The sequence below is a fragment of the Cloacibacillus sp. An23 genome (genome assembly GCF_002159945.1).
In the GTDB taxonomy this organism is placed as follows: Bacteria; Synergistota; Synergistia; order Synergistales; family Synergistaceae; genus Caccocola.
Genome location: NZ_NFJQ01000001.1, coordinates 113023 through 126678 on the forward strand (window position 1 = coordinate 113023; position 13656 = coordinate 126678).

At 59.2% G+C, this 13656-nt stretch carries 11 protein-coding genes; 3 read left to right on the forward strand and 8 right to left on the reverse strand.

The window, feature by feature from the left end; all coding sequences use genetic code 11:
• The first annotated feature begins 347 nt into the window (after positions 1 to 347).
• Complete coding sequence (locus B5F39_RS00590; RefSeq protein ID WP_087362899.1) at positions 348 to 908, forward strand: helix-turn-helix domain-containing protein; 561 nt, start codon at positions 348 to 350, stop codon at positions 906 to 908.
• 357 nt (positions 909 to 1265) lie between these two features.
• On the opposite strand, the gene rmuC is transcribed toward B5F39_RS00590, so the two are convergent.
• From rmuC to B5F39_RS00630, 8 genes are all read right to left on the reverse strand, one after another.
• On the reverse strand, positions 1266 to 2702 hold the full coding sequence (gene rmuC / locus B5F39_RS00595) for a DNA recombination protein RmuC (RefSeq protein WP_239390993.1): 1437 nt from the start codon (positions 2700 to 2702) through the stop codon (positions 1266 to 1268).
• A 151-nt stretch (positions 2703 to 2853) separates the two neighbouring features.
• Positions 2854 to 3501 (reverse strand): response regulator transcription factor, encoded by a 648-nt coding sequence (locus tag B5F39_RS00600; RefSeq protein ID WP_087362901.1) that lies wholly within the window; start codon positions 3499 to 3501, stop codon positions 2854 to 2856.
• Positions 3498 to 4655 carry an ATP-binding protein gene (locus tag B5F39_RS00605; RefSeq protein WP_087362902.1) on the reverse strand — a complete coding sequence of 386 codons (1158 nt, stop codon included), beginning with the start codon at positions 4653 to 4655 and terminating at the stop codon, positions 3498 to 3500. The genes B5F39_RS00600 and B5F39_RS00605 overlap by 4 nt, the downstream gene beginning before the upstream one ends.
• 23 nt (positions 4656 to 4678) lie before the next feature.
• Positions 4679 to 5416 carry a 4Fe-4S double cluster binding domain-containing protein gene (locus B5F39_RS00610; RefSeq protein ID WP_158095879.1) on the reverse strand — a complete coding sequence of 246 codons (738 nt, stop codon included), beginning with the start codon at positions 5414 to 5416 and terminating at the stop codon, positions 4679 to 4681.
• Positions 5417 to 5521: 105 nt separating this feature from the next.
• A complete protein-coding gene (locus B5F39_RS00615) occupies positions 5522 to 6526 on the reverse strand; it encodes a hypothetical protein (RefSeq protein ID WP_087362904.1) in 1005 nt (334 codons plus the stop codon).
• A 34-nt stretch (positions 6527 to 6560) separates the two neighbouring features.
• Positions 6561 to 8081: a BCCT family transporter gene (locus B5F39_RS00620; RefSeq protein WP_087362905.1), complete on the reverse strand. Its 1521-nt coding sequence runs from the start codon at positions 8079 to 8081 to the stop codon at positions 6561 to 6563.
• A gap of 85 nt (positions 8082 to 8166) precedes the next feature.
• Positions 8167 to 9471 (reverse strand): glycine/betaine/sarcosine/D-proline family reductase selenoprotein B, encoded by a 1305-nt coding sequence (locus tag B5F39_RS00625; protein WP_087362906.1) that lies wholly within the window; start codon positions 9469 to 9471, stop codon positions 8167 to 8169.
• Between the two features lie 15 nt (positions 9472 to 9486).
• A complete protein-coding gene (locus B5F39_RS00630; RefSeq protein WP_087362907.1) occupies positions 9487 to 10794 on the reverse strand; it encodes a glycine/sarcosine/betaine reductase component B subunit in 1308 nt (435 codons plus the stop codon).
• Between the two features lie 215 nt (positions 10795 to 11009).
• Between B5F39_RS00630 and pgm the strand changes: the two genes are divergently transcribed.
• Together pgm and B5F39_RS00640 are read left to right on the forward strand one after the other, a co-directional pair.
• On the forward strand, positions 11010 to 12617 hold the full coding sequence (gene pgm, locus B5F39_RS00635; RefSeq protein WP_087362908.1) for a phosphoglucomutase (alpha-D-glucose-1,6-bisphosphate-dependent): 1608 nt from the start codon (positions 11010 to 11012) through the stop codon (positions 12615 to 12617).
• A 246-nt stretch (positions 12618 to 12863) separates the two neighbouring features.
• The gene (locus tag B5F39_RS00640; RefSeq protein ID WP_087362909.1) at positions 12864 to 13634 is read left to right on the forward strand and encodes an SDR family NAD(P)-dependent oxidoreductase; all 771 of its coding nucleotides are present in this window, start codon (positions 12864 to 12866) and stop codon (positions 13632 to 13634) included.
• Positions 13635 to 13656: the final 22 nt, after the last annotated feature.

Here is a 13656-nt window from a genome sequence, read left to right on the forward strand (position 1 = left end):
CTTCGCCTTTCTTATAACGCCGTGAGACGCTTCATATTCCGTCTTTGTTTTACTTTATGCGTATACAAAATAATCTGCCGTATCAATTTTTTAGCAATTACCAAAAACTGGGCCGCTCTGCGCCATCAGGCAAAGAATACGATAATCCGGCATATTATGAGTTTTTCATGTGTTACATTTTGGGGCGCACCGGACATTACGCACGTATATTTACTTATACAAAATATTCTATGTTTATATGTTTGTATGTATATCAATATTTTACTGATATCTATCTCATATTTCCGTTTTTGTTATAATTATGTATAGACGCGAAGCAATAAATTGGAGAGTGGAGGCATGGACAGATGCTTGGAGCCAGAGTAAAAAAGCTGAGAAAAGAGCGGGGCGTTACGCTGAAGCAAGTCGCAGCGGCCTCAGGACTTTCGCAGGGATACCTCAGCCAGATAGAGACCGATAAGGTAGAGCCTTCTATCTCCGTGCTGCGCAAGCTTTCGTCGTTCTACCGCGTCCCGCTGCTGTACTTCTTCGACACCGACCCGGCCGAGGATATCGTGGTGCGCAGAAACGAGCGCAAGATCATCAGCAGCCCGCGCGCGCCGATCACATACGAAATGCTCCAGCACAGCGTAACGAATAAAAAGATGGAATGTTCGATAATGAAGCTGGCGCCGCATTACAGCGACCCGGACGGAGTGTACGCCTCTTACCCGGGCGAGGAATGTTTTCTCGTCCTCAGCGGCTCGGTAGAGTTCGAGCAGGAGGGGCGCGTCTACACGCTGGAAGAGGGCGACAGCATATATTACGAGAGTTCGAAGCCCTTCCGCCTTATGAATCCGGGCGGCGTGACGGCGGAGATAGTCGGAGTCCGTACGCCGCCGAACAGACGCGCAGAGAGCGAAGAATAGTTTTTTATCGACAGGACGGAAACGGCGGCGCGCGGAAATTTTATCCGCTCGCCGCCGTTTCGCGCAGCGCCTTATATTCAGCCGGCGGTTCGGAGCGGGGCGCGAAACCGGCGCTTTTATCCCCCGATTAACTTCTTCCGAAAATGTATGCCGCCCCGCAAGCCTTCTGCGTGATACTGGGCCTCCGGCCCGTGCTCGACGGCCTCCGGCCTTCATTACGGCTGTTCCGTTTCATTCAGCCTCGGTGTTATAGATTCCCCGGACAGGACATTTCCGGGGCAGGCTATCCAAAAGACTGCCGGAACGGCATAAATGTTTGCTGTTATCGTTAATCCGCTGCATGTCGGGCGGCTTCAGTTAAAATATCTGTCCCTGACGCGGCTTTTCTTCGGCGTCGGCCAGGAATTCCTCGCCGCCGTCAAGCGGAAGCTGCTGGACGCCCTTGAGCGCGCGGTTGATGGCGCGCGTGCGGACTCCGGCGTTGTCCAGCTCTTTTCCGGCGGCTTCTATCTTCTCGCGCGTCTTTTCGAGCACGACGCCGAATTTTTCGAATTCCGTCTTGACCTTGCCGAGCAGGGCCCATACCTCGCTCGAGCGCTTTTCTATCGCAAGGGTGCGGAAGCCCATCTGTAAGCTGTTGAGCAGCGCGCATATAGTCGTCGGCCCTGCGGGGACTACGCGGTACTCGCGCGATATGCGTTCGCATAGGCCGTCGAGACGCAGCACCTCGGCGTACAGCCCCTCGACCGGAAGGTAGAGTATGCCGAAGTCGGTCGTGTAAGGCGGCTCGATGTATTTGTCGCGTATCATCTTCGCTTCGTCGAGCACGCGCGCCCGAAGCGCCTTCTGCGCCTCGGCGAGCGCCGCAGCGTCGCCCTGCTCGGAGGCCGACGCTATGCGCTGGTAGTCTTCCATCGGGAACTTAGAGTCTATGGGAAGCCACACCGGGGCTCCGTCGCCGCGTCCCGGCAGCATGACGGCGAACTCGACGCGCTGTCCGCTCTTCGGGCGCGTCTCGACGTTCTCGGCGTACTGCTCCTTTGTAAGCATCTGCTCGAGCAGTGCGCGAAGCTGCATTTCGCCCCACGTGCCGCGCGTCTTGACGTTCGATAGGACTTTCTTGAGATCGCCGACGTCGGAGGTAAGAGCGCGCATCTCGCCGAGCCCCTTATGCACCTGTTCGAGCCGTTCGGAGACGGAGGCGAAGGCCTCGCCGAGCCGCTTTTCGAGCGTAGAGTGGAGCTGCTCGTCCACCGTCGCGCGCACTTTCTCGAGCTTTTCTTCGTTGCCTTTCTGCAGCTCGCGCAGCTTTTCTTCCACCGTAGAGCGCACGGCCTCGAGCTTTTCCTCGTTGAGGCGGCTTATGTTGGCGAGCTGGTTGGAAAAGGAGGTCAGACTTTCCGTCTGCTGCGCGCTTATCGCCTTGATGAGCGCGCCCTGCGCCTCGCCGAGAGCAGCGAGCTGCTTCGAAAAGTTCTGGAAGCTGTCGCGCTGCATTCCGCCGAGCTCCGTCACGCGCTTCGCCTGCGCGTCGCCTAGGTTCGCTATGCTGCGCGCCTGCTCCGCCCGCCCTGCGGCCGCGGCCTCGTTCTGCTCGCGGCGCATGGATACGAGGTTTTTCGCCAAAGTCTCTTCCGTCTCGCCGAGCCGCGCCTCGACGCTCTGAAGCCGCGTTAAAAGCTCGCGCGCCGTCTGCTCCATTGCGCCGGCGCTCTCGCGCATGCGCGACATTGAAAACACGACATATACGCCGGCCAGTACGAGAAAAAGTCCGGCACCGATAATTATGGGCATCAAACGAAACACCTCCGTCAAGATGCCCATATTATATAGTCAAACTTTATGAAAATAAAATAGGCGCGATATATACAAACAAATAAAATTGCCGGCTGAGCGCGTCCGAGTACCGCTGCGCGCAGCGAGAGCCGCTCAGACGCGCACGGCGTTATTCCAGCGTCAGGAAGCCTTCGCGTATCGCGTAGCGCGTAAGCTCGGCCATGCTGTCGCAGCCGAGTTTGTCCATTATGCGGCGGCGGTGCGTGTCCACCGTGTTCTTGCTGATGCCGAGGATGTCCGCCGTCTGCTTCGCCGTGCGTCCTTTGACGAGAAGCGCGAGCACTTCCCGTTCGCGTTCAGACAGCGGGTTCGCGCCGTCCGAGTTCTCGCCGTCCAGAAGCCGCAGGTAGTCCTCGACGAGCACGGTGCAGGCTTTCGGCGAGAGATAGACGTCGCCGCGGCTCACCGTATGTATGGCCTCGAGCATTACGTCAGGAGAGCATTCTTTCAGCACGTAGCCGCGCGCCCCGGCTTTGAGGCTCTCCGCGATGAAGCGGCGGTCGTTGTGCATAGAGATGACGATGACCGATACGCCGGGGATTTCGCCGCATATCTTTTCCGCCGCCGTTATCCCGTTCATGCCGGGCATCGTCACGTCCATAAGCACTATGTCGGGGCGCAGTTCGGCGACCGCCTTCACAGCCTCCGCGCCGTCCGCCGCCGAGCCGGCAACCTCGAGGTCGGGCTCTTTCAGCAGCAGGCTCTTGAGCCCTTCTCGGAAAAGTTCGTGGTCGTCCGCGAGAAATATCCTTATCATTCGCCGCGTTCCTCCTCTTTCGCGCCTGATTCAAGTTTCAGGGGCGCGAGCATCGAGACGGTCGTGCCGGATTCGTTCGAGATTATGCGCAGGTCTCCGCCGATGTGCAGCAGCCGCTCCCTTATGCTGAAAAGTCCGAGGCCGGATTTCTTTCCGCGCTTGGCCGCGATAGAGGGCCTTATTCCGACGCCGTCGTCCTCTATGACGACCTGTATTTTGTTCGGGCCGCGGTTGACGCTTATGTGTACGGACGTCGCCTTCGCGTGTTTTATGACGTTCATCAGCACTTCGCGCGAAAGGCGGTAGAGTATGACGCACACCGCGTCGTCGGCGGAATAGTCTTTGATGCTGCCGCGCGTCGTGACGTACCATTTTATTCCGTGCGGCACCAGGAGCTTGTCGGCCAGAGCCTCGAGCGCGGGCGTTATGCCTACCTCGAGCAGTATCGGCGGGCTCAGCTCGAATATCAGCGCGCGGCTCTGCGTTATCATCTCTTCCGTCGATTTTATCGAATTGTCGATTATCCTTCCCGCTTCGCCGTTGCCCGTGTATATCTCCTTGAGCTTGCGCAGGTCGAGCAGAAGCGAGAGCAGCGAATGGCCTATGCTGTCGTGGAGGTCGGTCGCTATCTCGCGCCGCGTCGTCTCCTCGCTTATCGTGAGCTGTATCGCTAGCGCGCGCAGCTTGGCCTGATACTCGAGCAGCATCTTCTGCTTTTGTTTCAGCTCTTCCTCGGACTTTTTTAGCTCAGTCCTGTCGAGGAATATCGTCACGGCGCGGTTCTCAGAAATCGGGAAAGCAATCGCCTCGAGGTACTTGTCCGTGTAGACGCTCTCGCTCTCGCAGTGTATGGCGCGGTTCTCCCTGACGCAGCGGACGATTATGTCAGACCAGCAGTCTTCGACGTTCGGCCACACCTCCATGAAGGTTTTACCGACGACGTCTTTCCTTCTGACGTTGTGGACTTTCTCGTAGGCGCCGTTGACGTCCAGATAGCGCACGGCTTCCGCGCCGCGCTCGTCGATGCCCGGCTCTATCTTGTAGAGCGCCATCGGATTGAATTCCTGCTCGTAAAAAAACTTTTTGAAAAAATTCCTGTTTTCGGCGGAACCGCCGAGCTTTACCGCGTCGCCGCCGTCATGATTCGCTTTCATTTACGGAAAACGCCCTCCGGGATCTACTTTCCCCACGGGCAGGCCGCGAGGCAGAGTCCGCACGTGCCGCCAAGCCCGTACACTTTATCCATGTCGTCCCAGAAGTCGAAGCACTTTTTTACGTCGAAGCGCTCGGAAAGCGGTTCCGAGGCGTCGAACGTCCTGCCGCGCAGCGCGTGGACGGGACAGGCCTTCGCGCACTCCGTGCAGCCGCCGCACCTGTTCTCGACCGGCGCATCCGGCTCGAACGGCGCGTCGGTGAGCACCGTCCCGAGACGCAGCCTCGGCCCGACCTGCCCGTTCACGATGCTGCAGCTCTTGCCTATCCAGCCGAGCCCGGCGCGCACGGCGGCCGTCCTGTGTCCGAACGCGCCGATTATATCGAGAGAGACTTTAGCAAACGAGGACGCGCCGCCGGCCTCCGCCACCCTCCAATGCAGGCGCGACATATCGCCAGCCGGACGGTAATCACTGGCCGCCACCGGATACGCCTTGTATCCGGCCTTTTGCAGCCTGACGGCGGCCGCGGCGCTTATATGGTCTATCTCGCGGTTAAGGGCCGTGTAGACCGTCATGTAGTTGCGTGTAGGGCCGGCAAGCTGTTCGTTAACGACCTCTTTGGGGAAAAATATCGCGAACGACACGGCGCGCGGAAATGAGGCGTAATATTCGCCGTAGGTCTCTCTGACGAATTCAGCCGCGTCCGTCATATCCGCGACCCCGAAGATATCGGCTCCGCGTCCCATGACAAAATCCTTCATTTCTTCTTTCGTAACGCACATACTCACAGCCCATCACCCCACGCAAATATTATCAAGAAAGTAAGAAGAAGCGCGCCTCATATCGAGACGCGCTTCAATTATAAGCTATAAACCGGCGGGCTGCGTTTCGTCCGCCCTGACTATATACACAGTATCCTCTCCGAACCAGTCGTAATAGTTCGCCTTCGGTTCGCGCATGCGGCGCAGCCGCTCTATGCTCGTCCCGATTATGTACATCGGCATCGCCGGTTCGATGAGGGCCTGTCCGTCGGCAGAGTAGCGTTCGCGCACCGCTTCGAGCTCTTCCTCGGTGTCGGCCGCGAGCACGAGCATCGTCCAGTTCTCCTGGTCCATCGAGTCGTCGTCGGCGTAGCCCGGCACGTAGACGCGGCGCTGGTTCAGCATGAACAGGTGCAGCTTTCCTATCGCGTCGTAAACGTCCTCCGGGCTCTTGTCGGAGGTGCGCAGGAAGAAGAATCTGTCCGCGTCCTTGATGTTGAATATATCCTCCGGCAGACGCTCCTGCGTGCGGTAAAGCTCGAAATCGTAGCGCCCGCGCAGGACGAGGTTGAAGTTCACCGTCCCTGTCTTAGCGCCGCTCTCCGCCAGCCATTCGTTCATGGCGGCGCGTCCCGGCGCTGGCTTTCCGCGGGCCGCCATGCCCCAGTCGGGGAAGCGTTTCAGGAAAGACTTTACAAGCCTGTGCTCCGACCATACGTAGCGTATTTTCCCGTTCTCGCGCGTCCACAGCTCTTCGCGTGAAAGCGCCGGCGCGTATGGCAGGTTCTCGTCTACCGTGTACTCCTTCACGCCCATCGGAAAAACGCCAGTGAACGCGCGGCAGTCCATCAGATGATAGAGCCGGTTGTTCCACAGCGCCTTCTCCGCGTTGAAGCTGCCTATCGGGGAAACGGGGATAAACGACTCCCGGGCCAGAGCGATGCGCCTCTTCTCCCCTTCGGCCGTCAGGACGTAGCCGCTGCCGGCTTCGGAGAGAAGCCCCTGCTCCTCAAGCTCGCGCATGGAAGCGGCGTCTCCGCCCGCGAGCGCGACGGTCTCTTCGTCCCAGCACGGAAATTTATCTTCGAAAAGCAGAAGCTCCTGCTCCATGATTATCTTTCCATCTCCTTAAGAACTTCGTGCGTTACTTAGACTGTTCCGCCTGCTCCTCTCTTATGAGGACCTTCCAGAAAGCCCAGCAGGAGCACAGCATTACGATGGAGAACGGCATGGCCGCCGCGAGCGATACGGTCTGCAGGTTCTGAAGTCCGCCCGTGAGAAGCAGCACCATCGCGAGAGCGCCCATGAGTATGCCCCAGACGAGCATCTTGCTCTTCGGCGGGTTCAGCGAGCCTTCCGTCGAGTACATCGAAAGGACGTAGGTGCCGGAGTTCGCCGATGTGACGAAGAAGGTCACGATGAGCACAAGCATCAGTATCGACATCGCGTAGCCGCCCATGTACTGACCGAGCATCTTGAAGACGCCGACGGAAATGTCGTTGAGGACCGCGGCCGAGATGCCTATTTTATCGACGAGTTCGAGCTTAAGCGCCGATGTGCCGAAGATGCCGAACCACGTGAGGCTTCCGAGCGCAGGGACGATAAGGACTCCGGCGATGAACTCGCGGATCGTGCGTCCGCGCGAAATACGCGCGATGAAGGAGCCGGAGAAGGGCGCCCAAGCGATCCACCAGGCCCAGTAGTAGAGCGTCCAGCTGCGGAGGTGGGCTTCATACGAGCCGCCGTAAGGCGCGGTCATGAAGGATTCCTTGACGAGTCCGCTCACGTAGTCGCCGAAGCTCATGAGCGTCGCGTTGAGTATCGTGAGTGTCGGGCCGACGCAGAAGAGCGCCGCCATAATGACGAAGCAGATGCGTATGTTCCAGTCGGCGACGAACTTGATGCCCTTGTCGATGCCGAGGACCGCGGAGCCGGTGTAGAGTACGACGAGGAAGGCGATGATGAGAAGCTGAACCATCGTCGTCTGCGAGACTCCGAAGAGCTCCATAAGCCCGCTGTTGAGCTGGAGCGTGCCGAGGCCGAGCGAGGTCGTAAGGCCGGCGAGCGTCGCGAATATCGCGAGGATGTCTACCGTTTTGCCGAACGCTCCGCGCACGCGCTCCTCACCGACGAGCGGGATGAATATCGTGCTTATGAGTCCCGGCGCGTTGTGGCGGAACTGGTAATAGGCGAGCGGAAGGGCTATGACGGAATAGCCGGCCCACGGATGAAGCCCCCAGTGGAAGACCGTCACCTGCATAGCGTCGCGCGCCGCCTGTATCGTGCCGGGCTCTGCGCCGAGCGGAGCGGAGGCGAAGTACGTGAGAGGTTCGGCGGCTCCGTAGAAGACGAGGCCGACGCCCATGCCGGCCGAGAAGAGCATCGCGACCCACGAGAGGTTGCTGTATTCGGGACGCGAATCTTCAGGGCCAAGCCTCTTTTTGCCGAAGCGGCTGCATCCGATGAAAAGGCAGAAGACGACGAAGACGTTCATCGTAAGCAGATAGCCCCAGCCGTAATATTTCGTGAGGAAGCCGTTCAGGCCGCTGGCGAAGGCTCCGAAGCCTTCTGGGGAGATGAGCCCCCACGCCACTACGGCGATAGTTATGGCTATAGATATATAATAAACAGAATTGGACTTCTGTGCTGTATTCTTTTCGGCCATAGCTGATGTTACTCCTTTCACAATTAGAGAACTGAAAAGCCGCCGGAGAGCGGAGGAATACGGCGCTCTCCGGCGGTGCGTACCGTTATATCTTGAATACCGTCGGTCCCTCGACTTCTTTCGTAAGCGCGTCGAGAGCGACTTCTACGCGGTGGGTGCGGAGCGCCCACTCTTCTTCTTTCGAGAGGGTCGGGTCTCCGAGCGGATAGGGGACGGAAACCGTCGGGACTATCCTGTTGGAGCCAACCGTCTTCGCGACGTCGATAAGGTTGGCCATGACGACCACGGGAATGCCTGTACGCTCGATTTCTCTTGCCATCGTTGCACCGCAACGAGTACAGGTTCCTCAGGTGGCGGTGAGGATCACGGCGTCAACTCCCGCTGCGTGGAGCTCCGCGGCGATCTCTTTACCGAACTTGGCGGCGTAGTTCTGGGTCGTGCCTGTTCCGACCGTTACATAGTAGTAGTCGTAGAGTTTCTTGAACTTGCCCTGCTTCTCGAAGTAGCGCATCGCGTCCACGGGGATGCCGCGGTCGGGAACTGCGCACATGGCCGCGGGGTCGAATCCGGCGTGTATCGTCTTGTACTCCGTAGACGGCAGGCAGTCCTTGCCGGCGATGTTGTACTTGCCCCACTTCGTCGCGGAAGCGCTCTGGATATGGTCCGGGTTGTCGAGGGGTACGACGCCGCTCGAAGAGACGAGCGCTATCGTGCACTGGCTGAGGTCTTTAACGGCGGGCGCCGGCGGGACCTTGTCGGTCTTCGGGATGACGAGCTCTGTCTGGAAAGGTTCTCCGTTGAGCTTCTTGATGAGCATGTCGATGACGCGGTCGGCGGCCATGACGTTGCCGGGGGCCGGGATCTCGCTGCGGATCCCGCGCGGGAAGTATCCTTCCTCGGCCGCGGGAAGGAGCTGCTCGCCTTTCGCTATCTTCTCGGCAAATTTCGCCATAGCGGTGAGGTCGTTCTTCATGAAGGTGGCCTTGCGTCCGCCCTTGAAGATGTACATATCGGCCTTGTATTCGGCGACGCCGGGGTTTTCCTCGTTCATCGAGCTGAGGACGGGGACGTTGTAGCGCTCTTTGACGGCTTTGCAGATGATGCCGCAGCCTACTCCGTAGCGTCCCGCCATGAACGCGGGGCCGGCGAAGAAGATGTCGAACTCTTTCTTATCGAGCCACTCGAATATCTCTTTGAGGGCTTCGTCGGTGTGGTTGGTGATGTAGTTGTCTCCGCAGACGATGGTGTTCGTGACTTCGATGTCCGGCATCATGCCGTTGAGCATCATCGAGCATCCGATTATCCCGTCGTGGAATATCGGCTTGCTGTCCGCCGCGTCCTCTCCGCCGACCTGTCCGAAGAACTGGTTGATATAATGTATAGCCTTCATATTATTCCGGCCTCCTTAGAAATCGGCGCAGCTTCTGCGCGAGTAGCCGCTGATGTGGTTGGCGCAGAACATTCCGTTGTTCTCCATCACGCAGCTGCCGTCCGGGTTGATGCAGCCTTCCCAGCCGCCGGAGTTTCCGTCGCGCGCGAGGGCCTCGAGTTCTCCGATGACTTCCATCGCGGGCATCTCGTAGAACTGCGAGACGTTGCCGGTGGTGACGAGGGCGTCGGTAGCCGGGTTCATCGAAACGAGCGGCTGCGAGGCTCCGTCGCGTCCCGTCGCTTCGTCAGAAAGGCCTATCGTCTTGATGCCGAGGCGCTCGAGCTCGACGAGCATGGCCGTGTAGTCGACATCGGGGTTGCCGTAGCCTTCTTCGGCGACGACCGCGCCCTGCGCGCCTATCGCGACGGCTATCTGTCCCGCCATCTGCACGCAGCGCTGCTTCTCTTCCATCTTCGGGTTCAGCGTGGACATGATTACGCCGAGGAAGTTGATCGTCTTGCCGTGCTGCGCGTAAAGGCGCTTGATCATCGGGTTGGTCGAGAACTCGTAGGTCGAGATCTTAGAGGAGCTCGGCATGAAGCTTCCGGAGACCATGCAGCCGTCGAGCAGCTCGTTCGGGTGCATGAGCGTCGGGAGCATCCTGTTGCCGTCCCATCCGTAGATGAGCGTGTTGTAGCCGAGGGCTTCCATCTGAGTCTGCGGCTGGAGCACGTAGACGACGCCGGGAAGCTTCTTGACATCTTCGCTGCGGTCGGTTATCGGCGGCAGCTCGTAGGTGTCTATCTCCTCAGGCTCCATGTCGCGCACGCACTCGGCGATGTGCTCGGCGAGGCGGAGCGTCGCCCAGCGGATGGCGTGGTTGCGCTTCTGCTGCTCGCGCTGCTCGTCAAGTTCGTCGGTGTCGGCGACGAGCACGAGGTTGGGCATGTCGCCCCAGATCGTGTAGTGCTGGTAGGGGCCGCCCATGTCGATGAGGCCGTCCTGGAAGCCTCCCCAGTGTTTGCCGACGGAAAGGAGCGTCACGCCGTCGAGGACGTGGGTGCGGCCCATGCCGGCCTGTCCGAGCGGCGAGGTCACGCCGGGATAGGCGCCTTCGCCTCCGCTGACTTTGCAGCGGAACTCCACGGAATCCTTGACGGGGCAGAGCCTCACCATATCGCCGGGGTGTACGATCTTGAGGTCGGCGTCGGTGATGTGCTTGTCCTCGCGGACGCACGCGAGAGCGTCGTCCTTGTCGACTGTGAGGATTCCGTTGCTGTAAGCGGTCTTCTCGCCAAAGACTATGTCTTTGACCATGAATTTTCCGATTTCCAGCTTCATAGTTTTCCTCCTTTTTCTGCTTTCAAAGCAGAATTATTTTCACTTGTGGGAAGTTTAACAAAATCGTGAATTCAAGAACAATGACGAAAAAAGTGACGCAGATGTAACGTTTTGCGTGACACGCGGCTTATGGGCGCGCGGCAATCGCAAAAACTAAAAATTTGAGCTATCATAGACGCGGCAACGGAAAATACAAAGCGTCAGGGGGACATGATATGGAAAAACGTCCAGAGATAAATATCCCGAGACTCATGGCGGCCTACTACACCGAGCATCCGGACGCGCGCGAAAAAGACCAGCGCGTCGCCTTCGGCACGTCCGGTCACCGCGGCTCGTCGCTCAAGCGCAGCTTCAACGAAGACCACATAGCGGCTGTCTCGCAGGCGATATGCGAGTACCGAGCGGGGCGCGGCATAGCGGGGCCGCTCTTCATGGGCATGGACACGCACGCGCTCTCGGAGGCTGCGCTGCGCACCGCGGCGGAGGTATTCGCCGCGAACGGCGTCGAGCTGCGTATGCAGGAGGGGTTCACATATACGCCGACGCCGGTCGTCTCGCACGCGATACTGACGTGGAACGCCGCGAAACACGGCACGACAGCCGACGGCGTCGTCATCACGCCCTCGCACAACCCGCCTTCGGACGGCGGATTCAAGTACAACCCGCCGAGCGGAGGCCCGGCCGGGACTGACGTTACGAAATGGATAGAAAACCGCGCGAACGAGATACTCGGAGAGGGGCTCAAGTCCGTGAAGCGCATGTCCTTCGAGCGAGCGGTCAAAGCGCCGAACGCCGGCTTCGTGGACTACATAGAGGGCTACGTCTCCGGCCTCGGCGAGATAATAAAGATGGACGCGATAGCGGCCTCGGGGCTCAAAATAGGCGCGGACCCGCTCGGCGGCTCGGGCATATATTTCTGGGAGCCGATAGCGGAGAGATACGGTCTCGACATCGAGGTAGTAAACAAGACGGTGGACCCGACTTTCTCCTTCATGCCGCTCGACCACGACGGCAAGGTGCGCATGGACTGCTCTTCGCCGTGGGCGATGGCGAAGCTCGTCGCGCTGAAGGACAAATACGACATAGCATTCGGCAACGACCCGGACTACGACCGCCACGGCATAGTGACGCGCGCGGGGCTGATGAAGCCGAACGCCTACCTCGCCGTCGCGATAGAATACCTTTTCACGCACAGGCCGCTCTGGAGCGCTGAGGCGATGGCCGGCAAGACGCTCGTATCGAGCTCCATAATAGACCGCGCCGCCGCCGGCGTGGGGCGCAAAGTCTACGAAGTCCCCGTCGGCTTCAAGTGGTTCGTCGACGGCCTGCTCTCCGGCTCTCTCGCCTTCGGAGGCGAGGAGAGCGCCGGAGCGTCGTTCCTCCGCATGGACGGGAGCGCGTGGAGCACAGACAAGGACGGATTCATAATGAGCCTGCTCGCGGCGGAAATCACCGCCGTGACCGGAAAGACGCCCTCCGAGCTCTACGACGCGATGACGGCGCGCTACGGCGCGCCCTGCTACTCGCGCAAGGACGCGCCCGCGACGCGCGAGGAAAAGGAAAAATTAAAGAAACTCTCCCCCGCCGACGTGACGGCGGAAACTCTCGCCGGAGACAAAATCACGGCGAAGCTGACGAACGCGCCCGGCAACGGAGCGCCGATAGACGGCCTCAAGGTGACGACGGAAAACGGCTGGTTCGCGGCCCGTCCCTCCGGCACGGAGGACATTTACAAAATCTACGCCGAAAGCTTCAAGGGCGAGGAACACCTCGCGAAGATAAATGAAGAGGCGCGCGCGATAGTCGCGAAAGCGATAGCCTAGCCGCCGCGCAGCTCCAAAACACACGCCTGTATTTCGCCGCACGGACTTATGCTCCGCGCGGCGTTTTTTGTCCTTCTATCCGCCAGCAAACATATGCCTCTTAAGCATGACTTGCGCGTCCATACTAAGTATTTGTTATCCGTTTCGGGACGTTATAGACTATGCGCGTCGAAGGGAAACGCAGACGAGAAATGCGGAAATCCCTCGAAACATCAAGAAAAAATTTTTGAAGGGAGCAACTATACAATGGATGCAAAAATGCTTGACGGCAAGGTAGCTATAATCACCGGCGCGAGCTACGGGATGGGGCGCACGATGGCGGAACTCTTCGCCGAAGAAGGCGCGAAGGTCGTAATCACGGCGCGCGGCAAAGAAAAACTCGACGAGGTGGTAAAGGGCATAAACGAGAAGGGCGGCCAGGCGGTCGGAGTCGTGGCCGACACATGCTCGACCGAGGACACGAAGCGCGTGTTCGAGACGGCGCTCAAAGAGTTCGGCGACGTGGACATCCTCATCAACAACGCCGGCATAGGCGAGCAGAAGCTCATCGACGAGACCGACGACGACTGGATGCTCTACGTCATGAACACGAACCTCGGCGGCCCGATGCGCTATATCCGCGAGGCGCTCAAGATATTCCTTCCGAAGAACGACGGCGTCATCATCAACATCTCCTCCGTCAACGGCACGCGCCCCTTCTGCGGCGCGACCTACACCTCGACGAAGGGCGCGCTCAACACTCTGACCAAGAACGTAGCGATGCGCCTCATAGACACGAACATCCGCTGCAACGCCGTCGCCCCGGGCGCGACTATCACCCCGGCGCACCTCGCGAACAAGGCCGGCGAGCAGCCCGGCGGCGCCGAGATGCTGAAGTACAGCGGACATTTCGTCTACTTCCCGGGCCCCGAGTGCGAGGCGATCGACCAGGCTTACGCCTGCCTCTATCTCGCGAGCAAGATGGGCAAGGCTGTCAAGGGACAGGTAATCCAGGTCTGCAACGGGGCTTTCCTCTAATAGACACCGGAAATTGACGGCG